Genomic DNA, 16,078 nt, shown 5'->3' on the forward strand with positions numbered 1-16,078 from the left:
AAAGGAGGGGGCGTATTGAGGCTTTCCGGATTTCGTTTCAGCAAAAAGACAGGAAATTTTACGATTAAAGATGATGCCATTCGCTACGCGGAACTAAAGCAGTCAGAACCATTGATGATGGGAATGTGCGAAGAGCGCCTGCTTCCTGAAGGGCTTATCCGCGGAGGGGTCATCCAGGATTTTGACACCCTTTCACTCATACTGGATGAGTGTATAAGTGAATGGGGCATAAAGGGCAGGAAAGTACGGTTTACGGTTCCTGATTCCCATGTAGTCATCCGGAAGGTGAGTGTCCCAGGTGATTTAATCGACGATGAGATTCGGGGGCATCTTTATGTGGAAATCGGCTCGTCGATCCATCTGCCTTTTGATGAGGCTGTTTTTGATTACATCGTGACAGGCCGGACGGACAAAGAGCTTCATCTGCTGCTGTTTGCGTCGAGCGAAGAGCTTGTCAGGAGCTATTCCGACCTGTTTGACACCGTGGGCCTTAAACCGGATGCCGCCGATATCTCTCCCCTTTGCCAGTACCGCTTTTATCTGAATCAAAAAACAAAAGTTGATCATGCATCCTCTGTTATGCTCATTCAGTATGATCTTTCAGGCGTAAACCTGAGCATCTTTCAGCAGGAGCAGCCTGTATTTATGCGGAACATAGAGGTTGAGAAGAATGTCCGTGAATCTGACAGAATGAGCGGGACCTTGACAGCTGAAGAATTTCGGCTTCAGGCAAACGAAATCATGAAAGAAATCGACCATGTCCTCAATTTCTACAGATTTTCACTGAATCAGGGGAATGATGAAGTTTCATCCTTCATCCTGACGGGAGATCACCCGCTGCTCCATGAAGCAGAGCGGCTTCTGGCTGAACGGTTTGACTATCCTGTTGATTCATTAAAGAATGCGCAAGCTGAAACGTTGAATAAAACTCCGCTGCCTGCTTCGTTTTATCTGACTGCCGGTCTGGCATTAAAAGAGGTGCGTTAAATGCTGGCTGATATTAATTTGCTGCCGAAAAAAGATCCCAGGAATGTGGCCAATGCCACTCTCTATCTTCTTCTTGCTTTTGTCGCCGTCATCTTTGCGGGGCTTTTTATCATACAGCTGACTTCTGCCAATGGAGAAAAAGCAGAGGTGAAGAGTCAGGTTGCGGCACTTGAATCAGAGCATGAACGGCTCGCCGCTGAGAAAGGAACAAAGAGCAATTCAGGCTCTTCGGTTTCCTCTCTTCAAAGCGCTGTTGAATACGCTGACGGCGTATCGCTCGATTCTGTTCCGGTGGTGAAAGAACTCGCAGGGAAGCTTCCTGAACGGGGCTTCTTCAAAACCTTCTCCTACAATGATGCAGGAGAGCTGACGCTTTCCGTTCAATTTGATACAAACCGCGAAGCGGCGTACTATCTTGCGAGATTAAAAGAATCCGCCTACTTCACAAAAGCTGATTTAATCAGCATCACCGCTGTCAAAGAAGAGGGAACAGAGGCTGCTGAGGAAGAAGAATCAGGTGGGATCCCGCGGTCAGAAGCGCAGTATATTCTAACGTTGAATCCGGATTATTTACAATCAGAGAGCGGGGAACCAGCTGATGACGATTCATCTTCATAAAAAACATCTTTTCCTCCTGCTTGCGGCAGCCTTCACTCTCGGGTTGCTCTATTTTGGTGCGTACTATCTCTTTATAAAGCCTGTTAAGGCAGAGATCAGCACGCTTGAGAGTTCAAGGGACATGTATCTGAACCAAATTGGAACTTTAGGTGAAAATCCTTCGACAGAAACGAAGGCGCCTGTCCATTCTGTAGAATTACAGCGAAAAGTCCCGGTTTCCCCGATGGTGGAACAGCTTGTGCTCGACCTTGAAAAGGCGGAAACGGTTTCTAACAGTAAAATAGATAGCGTCACGTTCGCTGAAAGCGAAGATGCATTCCTGCCGCCGGCAGAACCGGAAGCTGTCCAAAGTGAAGCTCCGGCTGATGGGGCTGATAGTCCAGAGGTACCGGCAGATCAATCCGGAAATGCAGAGGTGCCGTCAGAATCAGCGGACGCGCCGCCTGCACAGCCTGTAAATGCGCAGGAGACGGCAGAGCTGCCAGCAGCACCTGATGGACTAAAGCGAATCCTCATTTCCCTTGAAGTGACGTCCAGCCACTATTTTGATATGGAGGCGTTTATAGCGGAGCTTGAAACGCAGCAGCGCATTTCGAAAGTGGATCTACTGACATTCAACGGTGTGAAAGAGCTGACTTCCCTTGATCAGGAAGCAGAGCCGCTGAAGTATTCGCTGCAGGTCTCTGCTTTTTATATGGATGCCCTTCAGGACCTTAAGGATGAAACGCCAAAAGTGGCAGCCCCGGAGCCCGGAGGCAAGCTTAATCCCCTCAACACTTCCCTCGTAAAGGAAGAAGATGGCGAATAGAGCGGGTATTTGACGAAAACCTTTCTGAACAAGACGACAAATGTCTTGTTCTTTTTTATTTTTGCTGTGCTAGCATGAAAACCAAATACTCGATTCGTACAGATAGGCGGTGTAGAGGTGGACAAGCGTGCACATGCAATGAAGGTTAAGATCAATGGCGAGGAACGGAATTGGAAGGGGAAGAATAATCGAAAAAAAGGAAAGAAAGAGGAAGAGGCAGTAAAGCCTGACATTCCTGTAACGAGCTGGAATGAGAAAGCGATGGCAGAGCAGGAGGCGGCCGCGTCCGATGCGGAAAAAGAAGATGAGTTCACATGGGTCCTCCCGGAGGATGACGGGGAGGTTTTCCAGGATGATCCCAAGGTTGTCGCCGTTAAAAAGGTATCCTCTAAATCCAAGCATTCTCCATACTTCAGTACTGGGAAAAAGGTTCATCTAAGTGCGTATCCATTTAAGCAATATGCCATCACCATTGTTCTTGCGATTGTGCTGGGCGTAAGCTTCGGATTTCTTGCCCTGAATTTCATGTCAGATGAGGATCTGCCTGCCGCTCTTCAGACAGGCGCGGGACAGGCGGAGGGAGAAGCGGCGGCTCCTGAGGCAGCAGGCGGGGATGCGGGCGCCGGAGCTGCAGAGCAAACGATTCAGCTTTACTTCGCTCAAATCGGAAAGTTCTCTTCTAAGGAGGGTGCCGATGCCACGGCTGCCGACTTAAAAGCTAAAGGTTTTCCTGCTGCAGCAGTTGAGGAAGACGGCTCCTACTTCGTTTACGGGGGAGTCGGCAATGAAAAACAGGAGGCAGACGGGCTGAGCAATGTCTATAAGTCCAGCTCCATTGATACATGGAGCGGAAAAACGGCTGACTTCTCTGTGAAATCAAATGAAGATCCGTCAGCATTCATCGGCCATTTCAAAACACTTGTTACCCTCTCATCCGCCGCGGTGGAAGGAAACGGCAAAGAGGTAAAATCGAAATCTGAAGCTGTTCTTTCAGAGCTTGGAAAGCTTAAACCGAAGGATGAACGTCTTGTTTCGATGAAAAAAGAATTAACGGATGTGTCGTCATTGCTTGCTGAAGGCGCGGATGAAAAGACAGGATGGGCCGCACAGCAGAAGCTGATGGACCTGCTCGTTTCGCTTAACTGAATTTCCAGGGGCATCTCTATGAAAAGAGGTGCTTTTTTTGCGGGAAAAAGCTGCTGTTTTTCGTGCAAAATTCTATTTTGGCCGTTTGTGCATCCTGCCGGTGTTTGCTAAGATACGAGTGTATCTCCCTTTAAACCGAATGAAAGGATGTTGAAGAATGGAACATCATCTTATTTTAGCTTCAGGATCTCCGCGCAGAAAAGAGCTTCTTGAAAAAGTCAGCATCCCGTTTACTGTTGTTGTCAGTGATGTGGAAGAGAAAGTAGACCAGGCGTTTTCGCCCTCTGACATTGTCATGTCGCTCGCTGAGCAGAAGGCCGCTGCTGTTGCAGAGCGCTTCAAAGACTCCGTTGTTCTTGGCTCGGATACAGTAGTCGTTTACGGCGGCGAAATTCTCGGGAAACCTGCAGACGAAGAGGATGCAAAGACAACGCTTGCCAAGCTTTCTGGCAAAACACATCAGGTTCTCACAGGTGTTGCCATTTTGCATCAGGAGAAGAAAATCGTTTTTTACGAGCAGACAGATGTGACATTCTGGCCGCTTACAGATGAAGACATTGAAGAGTATGTGCTGTCAGGAGAGCCGATGGACAAGGCGGGCTCCTACGGCATCCAGGGTCTTGGATCGCTGTTTGTAAAAGAAATCCGCGGCGATTATTTTTCTGTCGTAGGACTTCCTTTGTCAAGGACAGCGAGAGAGCTGAAAAAAGCGGGCTATATCCGTTAAGAGAAAGGCAGAGAGGGAATCAGGAGGAGAAACAGATTGGACGTGCTGAAAATCCATGATTTCCCGTTGGAAGACAGGCCGCGTGAACGGCTGATTCATGACGGTCCTGAAAGTCTCGCAAACCATGAGCTGCTTGCCATCCTGCTTCGAACAGGTTCAAAAAAAGAGTCTGTTCTGCAGCTTGCCAACCGTTTGCTCAACCATTTTGAAGGCCTGCGGTTTTTAAAGGAAGCATCAGTCGCCGAGCTGACGAGCATTTCCGGAATCGGAGAGGCTAAGGCCGTTCAGGTTCTGGCGGCGCTTGAGCTCGGCAGACGGATCAACCGTCTTGCCTATGAAGACAGATATGTCATTAAATCCCCTCAGGACGGCGCCAATTATGTCATGGAGGAAATGCGCTTTTTGTCACAGGAGCATTTTGTCTGCCTCTATTTAAATACGAAAAATCAGGTGCTTCATAAACAAACCGTTTTTATCGGAAGCCTGAATGCCTCGATCGTTCATCCCCGCGAAGTATTTAAAGAAGCGCTGAAACGTTCTGCCGCTTCAATTATCTGCATCCACAACCACCCGTCAGGCGACCCTTCCCCGAGCAGAGAAGATATTGAAGTTACTAAAAGATTAACAGAGTGTGGTAAAATGTTAGGGATAGAGCTTTTGGACCATCTTATTATCGGCGAGCAAAAATATGTGAGTTTAAAAGAAAAAGGATATTTGTAACACTTTTATTTTTATGTAATTACGCTATAATAATGTGTGTAATTACGCTATAATAATGTTTATGAGTTTTTTCGCCGTCGCATTTGACTGCTTTTAAAATAAGTAATTCGGTTTTCAGAAAGGGAGATACAATTAATGTTTGGAATTGGGACAAGAGACCTTGGTATAGATTTGGGTACGGCCAATACACTGGTATTTGTTAAAGGAAAAGGAATTGTTGTGCGCGAGCCTTCAGTTGTAGCGATGCAGACGGATACGAAGTCGATCGTGGCAGTAGGAAACGACGCGAAAAATATGATCGGACGCACACCCGGCAATGTAGTGGCGCTCCGCCCGATGAAAGACGGCGTTATCGCCGACTATGAAACAACAGCGGCAATGATGAAGTATTACATAAAACAAGCAACAAAAGGGAAAGGCATTTTCTCAAGCAAGCCTTACGTTATGGTCTGTGTTCCTTCCGGCATTACAGCAGTAGAAGAACGTGCAGTGATCGACGCAACAAGACAGGCTGGTGCACGTGATGCTTATACAATAGAAGAGCCGTTTGCAGCTGCGATCGGTGCAAATCTTCCTGTCTGGGAACCGACTGGAAGCATGGTTGTTGATATTGGCGGCGGTACGACTGAAGTAGCCATCATCTCTCTTGGCGGAATTGTCACATCACAGTCAATCCGCGTGGCAGGAGATGAAATGGATGATGCGATCGTCAACTACATCCGCAAAACATACAATTTAATGATCGGTGACCGCACGTCTGAATCCATTAAAATGGAAATCGGTTCAGCAGGATCTCCTGAGGGCGTTGAGAACATGGACATCCGCGGCCGTGATCTTCTGACAGGTCTTCCGAAAACAATTGAAATTACGGCGAAAGAAATTGCAGAAGCTCTTCGCGATACGGTAAATTCAATTGTCGATTCTGTTAAAAACACACTTGAAAAGACTCCGCCTGAGCTTGCAGCGGACATTATGGACCGCGGCATCGTCCTTACCGGCGGCGGCGCTTTGCTCCGCAATATTGATAAAGTGATTAGTGAAGAAACGAACATGCCTGTCCTTATTGCCGAGAATCCTCTTGACTGTGTAGCAATCGGCACCGGCAAAGCTCTTGAACATATTCATCTTTTCAAAACAAAAGCAAAAGACAGCAGATAATACAGGTACCTGCAGAAGGTCCGCTCCATAACAGCTGCATTCGCACGGAGTGATTTGCAACGGGCAAATCCCTGCGAACAGCAGCAAACAGTAAGAGGGTGTAAAGTCACATGCCGCAGTTTTTCTTGAATAAACGTCTTATCCTGCTCCTGGTCAGTATTATCTTTTTAGTGGCATTGATCGGCTATTCGCTAAAAGAAGACAGAGAGCTTACTTGGCCGGAGCAATTTGTCAAAGATTCAACAGGATTATTTCAGACAGTCTTTCATAAGCCCGCACAATATGTAGCGGGCTTCTTTGAGAATGTCGGCGATCTTAAAAATACGTATGAAGAAAACAAGCTCCTCAAAAGCAAGATCGATGAGCATATGAAAATTGAAACAGAGCTGCAGGCTCTCAGACGCGATAATGAAAAGCTGCGCGAAGAGCTGGGTGCACAGGAATCACTGAGAGAATACAATCCGATTCCGGCAGCGCTGATTGCGAGAAACCCGGACCCGGGCAGATGGTTTGATCTGATTACCATTGATAAAGGATCACAGCACGGCGTTGAAAAGGATATGGCCGTTATCACAAATAAAGGCCTGATCGGAAAAGTGAAAAGCACTTCTAAATTCAACTCCACCGTTCAGCTTTTAAGTTCCCCTGACCGGAAAAATCGGATCGCTGCTGAAATTCAGGGCAAAGACGGACAGCCGAATATTTTCGGTCTGATCGAAGGATATGACGAGAAGAAAAAAGCTCTTCTGCTTAAGAAGATTGAATCGGACGTCAAAATCGAAAAAGGGCAGAAAGTTGTGACTTCCGGCAGCAGCGGAATCTTCCCGGAAGGTCTTGTCATCGGTGAAGTGCTCGAGGTTGAACCCGATTCCTACGGACTATCGCAAATGGCCTACATTAAGCCGGAAGCAGATCTCTATGATATTGACCGGGTATTTGTAACAGACAGAGTAAAAGAAACGATCGATATTACAAATATGGATCCAGAGGAGGAGGAGGAATCATGAACCGTATCCTCCTTCCTCTTTTCATTTTGTTCGTTTTTATCTCGGAAAGCACGTTTACCGATCTGATTGAGCTTCCGTTCACATCTGAAGATCAAGTGATTATCCCGAGGTTTGTGATGCTTTCCGTCGTTTTTATTACGGCTTACTACAGCCAGAAGATGGGGATTATCTATGGAATGGTTTTCGGTTTGCTGCATGATATTGTGTATACCGAAATCCTCGGCATCTATTTGTTTGCCTATCCGCTGTTTGCCTACCTGATCTCAAAAGCGCTGAAGGCTCTTCAGGGGAACATGCTTGTTGTGCTTTTCCTGTCTCTGCTGGCAGTTACTCTTCTGGAGTTTTATTCTTACGGCATTCAGATGCTGATCGGCTATTCGAATCTGCCATTCTATGACTTTACAAATCTGAGGCTTCTTCCGACGATTCTTGCAAACTCAGTTGGCGCCATCGTCCTGATCTATCCGATGAGCCGTTTTATTTCAAAAGTGAAAAGGGACTACATGGATGATCTGTAGACTGTAATCTGACAGCAGATTACTGCCTGTGCAGACAGATATGGCCGGGTGAAATGAGTACTGCTTGTGAGCCATTCTTCCTGAATCAGGAAACGGACAAAGTTTGAGAAATTGCGTTTTAAAAAGAGGAAGAATGCATCGATCTGTCGAAATTGTATAGTCGTTGAGGTGAACGTCATGAAGGCTCAAAAACAGCATTATGTCACAATAAAAGGCACGAAAGACGGCTTAACCCTGCATCTTGATGATTCGTGTTCGTTTGAAGAACTGCTGAATGATCTTGAGCAGATGCTGTCTCTAAAACAGTATATACATGAAGATGGGCCAACGATCACCGTTAACGTAAAAGCGGGCAACCGCCTGCTTCACAGAAGCCATCAGGAACAAATTGAGGCTGTGATTCAGAAAAAGCGTAATCTGGTTGTTGAAACATTTGAAAGCAATGTTGTTACAAAAGAACATGCCGCACGCATGAAGAAAGAAGCGGAAATCGTTTCTGTGGCAAAGGTCATCCGTTCAGGCCAGGTTCTTAAGGTTGACGGAGATCTTCTTTTGATAGGAGATGTGAATCCCGGCGGCACTGTGATTGCCGGGGGCAACATTTTCATTATGGGAACACTCAGAGGAATTGCTCATGCCGGATATAACGGGAAGAGCTCAGCTGTCATAGCCGCATCCGTGATGATGCCGTCGCAAATCCGGATTGGCTCAACAGTCGGCAGAGCGCCTGATTATGACCGGGAAGAAACGCATGAGATGGAATGTGCGTACATAGATGAAAGCGAGTCGATCGTCATTGACCGGCTGCAGCAGTTAACTCATTTACGACCTGAATTGACAAGGTTTGAGGGAGGAATTTAACCGTGGGTGAGGCAATCGTTATTACCTCTGGCAAAGGCGGAGTTGGAAAAACAACGACTTCTGCCAATCTAGGAACATCATTGGCGATTTTAGGAAAACGGGTATGTCTCATTGATACTGACATCGGTCTTCGCAACCTCGATGTTGTAATGGGACTTGAAAACCGGATCATTTATGATCTGGTGGATGTTGTAGAAGGCCGCTGCAAAATTCATCAGGCTCTGGTTAAAGATAAACGCTTTGAAGACAGGCTTTACCTGCTTCCTGCTGCTCAGACGAGCGACAAGTCGGCTGTGAATCCCGACCAGATGAAAAAGCTTGTTGATGAGCTGAAACAGGACTACGATTATATCGTGATCGACTGTCCGGCAGGCATTGAGCAGGGCTTTAAAAACGCAGTCGCAGGGGCTGACAAGGCAATTGTTGTAACAACTCCCGAAACATCTGCGGTGAGGGATGCAGACCGAATTATCGGACTGCTTGAACGTGAAGAAGGCATTGAGCCTCCGAAACTTGTGATTAACCGGATACGGAATCATCTCGTAAAAGACGGCGACATGCTTGATATAGATGATATTGTTGCTCATCTGTCGATTGACCTCATTGGGATTGTAGCGGATGACGATGATGTGATTAAAGCTTCCAATAAAGGCGAGCCGATCGCAATGGACGCTTCAAACCGCGCATCCATTGCCTACCGGAACATCGCGCGCAGGATCCTTGGCGAAGCCGTTCCTCTTCAGTCGCTTGAGGATGCGAATCCGGGCATGTTTACAAAAATCAAACGCTTTTTTGGTGTAAGAGTATAAACGGGCAGTCTCCTTATTCAGGGAGGCTGTTTTTTTCGTTGTTAAGTAAATTATAAAAAATAATAGGCTAACAAAACAAAGTCATCATCGGCAAGCGGAAGCGCCTAGATCCTCTGTCAGAACAAATCCGTCAAAAAAGGCGGGAACCGGACTTTTCTGCCGGATTCTTATCTGCCTATCGGAGAGGGCCTTGGCGCTTGCGCTTTTGTATCAGGGCTTGTCATAATCCCGTCGGACAAGGCATATGATGCAGTAAATGTGCTATGAGGGGATGGGAGCTGCAATGGGGAATCGTGCGGATGATCTGCGGAAAAAAATGGCGAAGAGAAAACGGGAGCTCCGTTTGGGGGATGCTTCTAAACGGGATCCCAAACCGTTTTCAGCTCTTCCTTACACGGATGATGAGGAGAAATACAGCGGCGCTGCGTATCATTCGTACGATCCCGGCAGTGACGGCGGGAAAGGACAGCATCCGCTGTTTAAGCCGGATGTGTTTATGTTCAAGCTGCTGATCGGCGCCTGTCTTGTGCTGGTATCAGCAATCGTGTTTAAAAATGATTCGCCTCCGTTTGAAAAGGTTCAGCATGTTGTCACAAGCACGTTTGAAGAAGAGTTCCAGTTTGCGAGAATATCGAAATGGTACGGGGAACAGTTCGGTGACCCGCTGGCTCTGATAAAGCCTGCTGCTGACAAACAGCCTGCTTCAGACCAGTATACCGCTCCTGCATCAGGCAAGGTGCTTGAAACGTTTGAAGACAATGGCCAGGGTGTGATGGTAGAAACAAGCAGCACGCTTGTGGAAGCGATGAATGAGGGTATCGTCATTGAAATCGGAAAAAAGGAAGAGTCAGGTCTGACGGTAGTCGTCCAGCATGACGATTCAACAGAAAGCTGGTACGGAAACCTCGAAGAAGTGCAGGTTTCCCTGTATGACTTTGTTGAGAACGGCAAAGAAATCGGCAAAATCAAAGCAGCAGAAGATCAAAAGGGAACGTATTATTTTGCTATTAAAAAGGGTGAGCAATTTATAGACCCGATACAGGTGATCTCCTTTGAATAAATATTTGTCTGTGTTTCTTCACATTCATATTCACCCCATTCTATGGCTAATCATGGGAATCTCAGTCATGACTGCCCACTTTCAGTCACTGCTGATTCTGCTTGTGATCATTCTTGTGCATGAGCTTGGGCATGCAATGGCTGCAAGACATTTTGACTGGAGGCTGAAATCAATTGTCCTCCTTCCATTTGGAGGGGTGGCAGAAGTTGAGGAGCATGGGAACAGGCCGCTGAAGGAAGAACTTATTACGATTGCTGCGGGACCGTTTCAGCATCTTCCTCTGCAGGGAGCTGCCTTTCTTTTGTTTTCAGCAGGCTATATGAGTCCGGAAACGTTTCAGCTTTTTACGTTTTACAACGGAATGATCTTTCTGTTTAATCTGCTGCCGATCTGGCCGCTGGATGGCGGAAAGCTGCTGTTTTTGTTTGTATCTGTGAGGCGGTCCTATCAGGAGGCCCACCGATTGATGCTGATGGTGTCAGCTGTTTTTCTTGGGGTGTATTTGCTGTTTTTCCTCTTGTTTTCTCCGCAGCAGCTGAACGTCTGGATCATTGCAGGGTTTCTCATCTACTCCTTATATACTGAATACAAACACCGAAGCTTTGTAAGCATGCGTTTTCTGCTTGAGAGGTATTACGGCAATAAACAGGACCCGGGGATCCTTGAGCCGATTGTAGTAGATGAGGATGAGATGATCTATCAGACTCTCCTGAAGTTCAGGAGGGGATGCAAGCACCCGATTATTGTAGAACGTGACGGAAAAAAACTGTTTGAGCTTGATGAAAATGAGCTGCTGCATGCTTATTTTGCCGATAAACGCGTGCAGTCGACAGTCGGTGAGCTGAACTACCTCTATTGACGCTGGCCTCATAAAATGAGTAAATAAGAGAAAGCACTTATAGAAATGAGGATGTTTCATTGCGTACGTTACTTTTCAATGCAAAGGGCAGTGAGAACCGCTGCGCGCTGCTTGAAGACAAAGATGTTCAGGAGATACACATTCATCATATACATGAAACGGCCGGCGCCATTTACGCGGGCCGTGTTTTAAATGTTCTGAAGGGAATGGCGGCTGCGTTTGTTGATATCGGGTCGGAGAAAAACGGCTATCTTTCTGTCCATGATCTTCCTTCCTCTATGGAAAAAAGAATAAGAGAAGGACAGCAGATCATCGTTCAGGTGGCAAAAGAGGCAACAGAGCATAAAGGGCCAAAACTCACAGCAAAACTGGAGTTTGGCGGACAGTATCTTGTTTATATGCCCCATTCCGGATATACAGCCGTCTCTAAAAAAATTGAAGACTCCGCTGAAAGAGAGAGGCTGCTTGCCATCGGAGCCTCTCTTTGCAAAGAAGAAGAAGGCCTTGTTTTCAGGACCGCGGCAAACGGAAGAGAGAAAGAGGAACTCACGCGTGAATTTGATTATTTAAAAGGGAAATACGAAGAAGTAAAAATGAAGAAACCGGAAAAAGTGCCATCCCTGCTTGCCGAGGGGACACCGTTTTTTGACCGGATGCTGCGGGAGTATGACCTGGGGGAAGCTGACCGGATTGTCTGTGATGATAGTGAGCTTGCTCTGGATCTTAAAGCGCGGTGCAGAGGGGCGGAGGTGATCTTTCACCAGTCTAAGCAGCCGGTCTTTGAAGCGTATGGTGCTGAACAGGAAATGGAGAAAGCCCTCAAGAGGATCGTTTGGCTGTCCAATGGCTCGTACCTTGTGATCGATAAGACTGAGGCTATGACTGTCATTGATGTCAATACTGGGAAATTTTCCGGCAAGAGCTCTCTTCAGGATACGGTGCTGAAGACAAATCTTGCAGCAGCAAAGGAAGCCGCCCGCCAGATCAGGCTCCGCAATCTGAGCGGAATGATCATCATTGATTTCATTGATATGGACAGGCAGGATGACAGGCAGGCTGTTCTCTCTGAAATGCTGAAAGAGGCGAAACGGGATAAGGTGCAGTCACGGATCATCGGGTTTACCCAGATGAATATTTTTCAGATGACAAGAAAAAGAGTCCGGCCAGATCTTGCCTCCCTGCTGATGAGCCCCTGCCCGCACTGCAGCGGCACCGGAACGGTCGTTTCAGCGGAAACGACAGCGTTCCGACTTGAGCGGGAGCTGTGGGAGCGGCAGTATATGGAGCATGAAGCCGTTTTAGTCGAACTCCCGGCGGACGCGGCACGGATTTTCAGGGGAGAACAGGACGAGCATGTAAAGCGCCTTGAGAGCGTTCTGCATTTTCGCATCTTCCTGAATCCTTCTTCAGAAACAGGCACATACAGGATCGTGCATCAGGGAGATGAGGATGAAATCATCCGCCTGCTGAAAAATAAAGAGAAAATGTGATTGACACAGATAGCCCGCTTTTGATAGTATTGTTATGTTATTGATTGTAGCACCCGTGCTACAACCGCTCAGATGCAGGTATAAAGCCTTTCGGATCATCCGGAACACCTGTCTGCTGGCGAGTCTGAGTCTAATTAGGAGGTGCATAGGAATGTACGCAATTATTGAAACTGGTGGCAAACAAATCAAAGTAGAAGCTGGTCAGGCGATCTACGTTGAAAAGCTTGCTGGTGAGCAAGGTGACACTGTTACTTTTGACCGAGTATTATTTATCGGCGGAGATGACGTGAAAGTTGGAAGCCCGATCGTTGCTGGTGCGACTGTTACAGCGAAAGTTGAAAAACAGGGCCGCGCTAAAAAGATCACTGTATTCAAATACAAGGCTAAGAAAAATTACCGCAAAAAGCAAGGTCATCGTCAGCCATACACGAAACTTGTTATTGATGCAATCAACGCTTAAGGCTTTTTAAGATGATAAAAGCAGTCATTAACCGCTCTCGCAGCGGCTTAATTGAATCGTTTACATTATCTGGACATGCCGATTTTGATGTTCACGGCAAGGACATTGTCTGTGCTGGAGCATCTGCTGTCGCATTCGGCGCTGTTAATGCAGTACATAAATTAACAGGCATAACGCCGATTGTCGAGCAGGGCGGCGACGGAGGATATCTTTCGTTTCAGCTGCCGCAGGAACTGGAGCAGGAAGCAGCCGCTAAGGCACAGCTTCTGCTTGAGGGAATGCTTGTTTCTCTGCAGTCAATTGAACTTAGCTACGGACATTTCATACACATTGTTATAAATAACAACCAGCAGGAGGTGGACTAGAATGTTTTTAACTTTAGATCTTCAGTTCTTCGCTTCTAAAAAAGGAGTAGGTTCTACTAAGAACGGACGTGATTCAATCTCTAAGCGTCTTGGCGCTAAGAGTGCAGATGGCGAATTCGTAAGCGGTGGTTCTATCCTTTTCCGTCAGCGCGGTACGAAAATTTATCCAGGTGAAAACGTTGGCCGCGGCGGCGACGACACTCTTTTCGCGAAAGTGGACGGAGTTGTGCGTTTCGAGCGTTTCGGACGTGACCGCAAAAAAGTTAGCGTATATCCTGTAGCACAAGAAGCATAATTTCTTTAGGAAAACTCTAGCCCACGGTTAGAGTTTTTCTTTTGTTTAATAGATGCAAACGATGGAAGCCTCATTTAATACCCCCATCAAGCTCATTCCTTCTGCTTTTTTCAAATTGCCCTTATTTTCCCCTGGATTGTTTGTTATAATTTAGTACGACATTCAGTTTCCAAGTTGAAACTCCTAGAGAAATGAATAGAGAAAGATAAGGGAGCAGGAGTGCCGACATGAAAAAAACAAATGAAGAGTGGAATATTGTCGAGGTGCTGAGTCATTCCCGCCACGACTGGATGAATAAACTTCAGTTACTAAAAGGAAACATAACGCTGAATAAATATGACCGCGTACAGCAGATAATCGAAGAAATTGTGATTGAATCCCAGAATGAATCAAAGCTCTGCAATCTGAAAATGCTTTCGTTTGCAAGCATGCTGATGACATTTAACTGGCACAGGCATCACTATGCCCTCGAATACGAGGTGCTTGGCACTGCGTGTGATTTGTCTGAACTCGATCAGACAGCAGCAGAGTGGTGCGGACAGTTCTTTCAGATTCTTGATGATGCTGCGGACCGCTGCGCTGAAAATCATATGAGCATTACAATAGAAACAGAAGCCAATCAAAGACAAGCCCGGTTCTTTTTTGACTTTAACGGCATAATAACAGATAAAGCACTGTTATTAAACTGGCTGAAGGCAAATGAGCAAAGCGGGGTTGAAGTGAAGCACTATGAGCTTTCCCCGAATGAATTGACCGTTGCGGTTGAACTTGCATAATTGGCTTGGACGGAGGATTACCATGTTTATAGATCAGGTGAAGATATATGTGAAAGGCGGAGACGGGGGCAATGGCCTTGTCGCGTTCCGCAGAGAAAAATACGTACCGAAGGGCGGACCTGCAGGCGGAGACGGCGGTAAAGGCGCAGATGTCATTTTCCAGGTGGAAGAAGGACTGCGCACACTGATGGATTTCCGTTATCAGCGCCACTTTAAAGCAGACCGCGGACAGCACGGCATGTCCAAAAACCAGCACGGGCGAAATGCGGAAGCGATGATTGTCAAAGTTCCGCCGGGTACCGTTGTGATGGAAGAAGAAACAAGAACGGTTATTGCTGATTTAACAGAGCACGGCCAGCAGGCTGTTATTGCAAAGGGCGGACGCGGAGGACGCGGAAACAGCCGTTTTGCCACTCCTGCAAACCCGGCACCGGAGCTTTCTGAAAACGGTGAGCCAGGTCAGGAGCGCAACATTATCATGGAGCTTAAGCTTCTTGCCGATGTAGGACTGGTCGGTTTTCCGAGCGTAGGAAAATCAACGCTTCTTTCTGTTGTCAGTTCGGCAAAACCGAAAATTGCAGAATACCACTTTACAACTCTTGTTCCAAACCTTGGAGTGGTTGAAACGGGCGATGGCCGAAGCTTCGTCATGGCAGATCTTCCGGGTCTGATTGAAGGGGCGCATGAAGGTGTCGGACTTGGCCACCAGTTCCTCCGTCACATCGAACGCACACGCGTCATTGTGCATGTGATCGACATGTCGAGCGGCGAAGGCCGTGATCCTTATGAGGATTATCTGACGATCAATGCAGAGCTGAAGGAATACAACCTGCGTCTGACTGAAAGACCGCAGATTATTGTAGCCAACAAAATGGACATGCCTGAGTCAGAAGAAAATCTGAAGATCTTCAAAGAGAAGCTTGAGGACGACCTTCCGATTTTCCCTGTTTCAGCCATTACCCGCGAAGGTGTTCGCGAACTGCTTTATGAAGTGATGAATACGATAGAGAAGACGCCTGAGTTCCCTCTTTATGAGGAAGAGGATCTGTCTGATCACCGTGTCCTTTACAAATTCGATAAAGAGGCAGCGGAGTTTGAAATCAACCGTGACAGCGACGGTACGTTCAACGTAACAGGAGAGAAAGTCGAATATCTCTTCAAAATGACAAACTTCCAGCGCGAAGAATCAATCCGCCGCTTTGCAAGACAGCTTCGCGGACTTGGTGTCGATGAAGCCCTGCGTCAGCGCGGAGCGAAAGACGGCGATATTGTTCGTCTGCTTGATTTTGAATTTGAATTTGTTGAATAGTCATGAAAGAAGAGCGATTGCCTGCTCTTCTTTTTTCAAAAGGAAAAAAGTGCAGTTTTCATAAAGGAGAAGGTCATGAAAGAAGAAACCTTTTTTTTAGTAAGA

The 16,078-nt window shown here is 46.9% G+C and carries 19 protein-coding genes and 1 other annotated feature; all 19 genes read left to right on the forward strand.

All coding sequences use genetic code 11. The annotated features are described in order from the left end of the window. The first annotated feature begins 15 nt into the window (after positions 1 to 15). On the forward strand, positions 16 to 987 hold the full coding sequence (gene pilM / locus ACTSEZ_RS13705; RefSeq protein WP_369734721.1) for a type IV pilus biogenesis protein PilM: 972 nt from the start codon (positions 16 to 18) through the stop codon (positions 985 to 987). Beyond that, entirely contained in the window at positions 988 to 1,605 is a 618-nt protein-coding gene (locus ACTSEZ_RS13710) for a PilN domain-containing protein (RefSeq protein ID WP_369734722.1), read from the forward strand. Further along, the gene (locus ACTSEZ_RS13715) at positions 1,586 to 2,413 is read left to right on the forward strand and encodes a hypothetical protein (RefSeq protein WP_369734723.1); all 828 of its coding nucleotides are present in this window, start codon (positions 1,586 to 1,588) and stop codon (positions 2,411 to 2,413) included. The genes ACTSEZ_RS13710 and ACTSEZ_RS13715 overlap by 20 nt, the downstream gene beginning before the upstream one ends. 117 nt (positions 2,414 to 2,530) lie before the next feature. After that, complete coding sequence (locus ACTSEZ_RS13720) at positions 2,531 to 3,559, forward strand: SPOR domain-containing protein (protein ID WP_369734724.1); 1,029 nt, start codon at positions 2,531 to 2,533, stop codon at positions 3,557 to 3,559. Between the two features lie 157 nt (positions 3,560 to 3,716). Beyond that, positions 3,717 to 4,286, forward strand: a complete 570-nt coding sequence (locus ACTSEZ_RS13725) for a Maf family protein (RefSeq protein ID WP_369734725.1) — start codon at positions 3,717 to 3,719, stop codon at positions 4,284 to 4,286. Positions 4,287 to 4,322: 36 nt separating this feature from the next. Continuing rightward, on the forward strand, positions 4,323 to 5,006 hold the full coding sequence (gene radC, locus ACTSEZ_RS13730) for a RadC family protein (RefSeq protein ID WP_369734726.1): 684 nt from the start codon (positions 4,323 to 4,325) through the stop codon (positions 5,004 to 5,006). A gap of 135 nt (positions 5,007 to 5,141) precedes the next feature. Then, positions 5,142 to 6,164 (forward strand): rod shape-determining protein, encoded by a 1,023-nt coding sequence (locus ACTSEZ_RS13735; protein WP_369734727.1) that lies wholly within the window; start codon positions 5,142 to 5,144, stop codon positions 6,162 to 6,164. Between the two features lie 110 nt (positions 6,165 to 6,274). Next, positions 6,275 to 7,171 carry a rod shape-determining protein MreC gene (gene mreC, locus ACTSEZ_RS13740; RefSeq protein WP_029279369.1) on the forward strand — a complete coding sequence of 299 codons (897 nt, stop codon included), beginning with the start codon at positions 6,275 to 6,277 and terminating at the stop codon, positions 7,169 to 7,171. Continuing rightward, a complete protein-coding gene (gene mreD, locus ACTSEZ_RS13745) occupies positions 7,168 to 7,689 on the forward strand; it encodes a rod shape-determining protein MreD (RefSeq protein ID WP_369734728.1) in 522 nt (173 codons plus the stop codon). Before mreC ends, mreD begins: the two co-directional genes overlap by 4 nt. Before the next feature lie 177 nt (positions 7,690 to 7,866). Beyond that, entirely contained in the window at positions 7,867 to 8,550 is a 684-nt protein-coding gene (minC, locus tag ACTSEZ_RS13750) for a septum site-determining protein MinC (protein WP_369734729.1), read from the forward strand. A gap of 2 nt (positions 8,551 to 8,552) precedes the next feature. Further along, positions 8,553 to 9,359, forward strand: coding sequence for a septum site-determining protein MinD (gene minD / locus ACTSEZ_RS13755; protein ID WP_029279375.1), 807 nt, complete (start codon positions 8,553 to 8,555; stop codon positions 9,357 to 9,359). 283 nt (positions 9,360 to 9,642) lie between these two features. Next, entirely contained in the window at positions 9,643 to 10,419 is a 777-nt protein-coding gene (locus tag ACTSEZ_RS13760; RefSeq protein WP_369734730.1) for a peptidoglycan DD-metalloendopeptidase family protein, read from the forward strand. Beyond that, positions 10,412 to 11,278, forward strand: a complete 867-nt coding sequence (locus tag ACTSEZ_RS13765; RefSeq protein ID WP_369734731.1) for a M50 family metallopeptidase — start codon at positions 10,412 to 10,414, stop codon at positions 11,276 to 11,278. The genes ACTSEZ_RS13760 and ACTSEZ_RS13765 overlap by 8 nt, the downstream gene beginning before the upstream one ends. Before the next feature lie 59 nt (positions 11,279 to 11,337). Continuing rightward, the gene (locus ACTSEZ_RS13770; RefSeq protein WP_369734732.1) at positions 11,338 to 12,768 is read left to right on the forward strand and encodes an Rne/Rng family ribonuclease; all 1,431 of its coding nucleotides are present in this window, start codon (positions 11,338 to 11,340) and stop codon (positions 12,766 to 12,768) included. A 52-nt stretch (positions 12,769 to 12,820) separates the two neighbouring features. Continuing rightward, positions 12,821 to 12,904: a sequence feature (ribosomal protein L21 leader region), on the forward strand. Between the two features lie 15 nt (positions 12,905 to 12,919). Beyond that, positions 12,920 to 13,228, forward strand: coding sequence for a 50S ribosomal protein L21 (rplU, locus tag ACTSEZ_RS13775; RefSeq protein ID WP_029279382.1), 309 nt, complete (start codon positions 12,920 to 12,922; stop codon positions 13,226 to 13,228). 11 nt (positions 13,229 to 13,239) lie between these two features. After that, positions 13,240 to 13,593: a ribosomal-processing cysteine protease Prp gene (locus ACTSEZ_RS13780; protein WP_369734733.1), complete on the forward strand. Its 354-nt coding sequence runs from the start codon at positions 13,240 to 13,242 to the stop codon at positions 13,591 to 13,593. Between the two features lies 1 nt (position 13,594). Continuing rightward, positions 13,595 to 13,888: a 50S ribosomal protein L27 gene (gene rpmA, locus ACTSEZ_RS13785; protein WP_029279387.1), complete on the forward strand. Its 294-nt coding sequence runs from the start codon at positions 13,595 to 13,597 to the stop codon at positions 13,886 to 13,888. A gap of 227 nt (positions 13,889 to 14,115) precedes the next feature. Continuing rightward, positions 14,116 to 14,664: a Spo0B C-terminal domain-containing protein gene (locus ACTSEZ_RS13790; protein WP_369734735.1), complete on the forward strand. Its 549-nt coding sequence runs from the start codon at positions 14,116 to 14,118 to the stop codon at positions 14,662 to 14,664. Between the two features lie 22 nt (positions 14,665 to 14,686). After that, positions 14,687 to 15,973: a GTPase ObgE gene (obgE, locus tag ACTSEZ_RS13795; RefSeq protein WP_029279391.1), complete on the forward strand. Its 1,287-nt coding sequence runs from the start codon at positions 14,687 to 14,689 to the stop codon at positions 15,971 to 15,973. Positions 15,974 to 16,078 lie beyond the last annotated feature (105 nt).

Source organism: Metabacillus mesotrionivorans (assembly GCF_052171315.1).
Classification (GTDB): domain Bacteria; phylum Bacillota; class Bacilli; order Bacillales; family Bacillaceae; genus Bacillus_P.